The sequence below is a fragment of the Streptomyces lushanensis genome (genome assembly GCF_001700515.1).
GTDB lineage: Bacteria > Actinomycetota > Actinomycetes > Streptomycetales > Streptomycetaceae > Streptomyces > Streptomyces lushanensis.
The window spans coordinates 177-690 of record NZ_MAUD01000700.1 but is presented as its reverse complement, the minus strand read 5'-3'; the positions used below and the strand labels follow the sequence as shown (position 1 = coordinate 690).

The 514-nt window shown below is 71.0% G+C and carries 1 pseudogene; it reads right to left on the bottom strand.

The features are described 5' to 3' along the window. Nucleotides 1-514, bottom strand: a pseudogene (locus tag BFF77_RS32495) (class I SAM-dependent methyltransferase); the annotation flags it as partial.

Here is a 514-nt window from a genome sequence, read left to right as displayed (position 1 = left end):
GTCGACCGCCAGTCCCGCCGCGTCCAGATACCCCTCGAAGGCCTCCTTCGTCAGCGCGCGCGACCGGAACGTCTGCGTCCAGCGGGCGTCCGGGAAGATGTACTCGGCGTGTACGGAGTTCACCCCGTCCCCGACGGGCTCCGAGGACACGATCCGTACGGTGTAGCCGGCCGGGTCCACCCGCTCCCGGGGCACCGCGGTGTGCCAGTCGAGCCCCTCGCACTGGATCAGTACGCTGCCGTCGTCGGCGACATGCCTGCGGCAGGTGCGCAGCAGGCCGTCCCGCACCCGGTGCTCGCCCGTGTGCACCAGATACGACGCGAGCATCACCACATCGAAGGTCTCGTCCAGCTCCAGCGACTCGATCGGGCTCCGAACCGTACGCGCCCCGCGTATGTGGTCCAGCATGTCCGCGGACTCGTCCACGGCGGTCACGGTGAAGCCGCGCTCCACCAGCGGATGGGTCACCCGGCCCGCTCCGCAGCCCAGTTCCAGCAGCGAGGCGCCCGGGGGC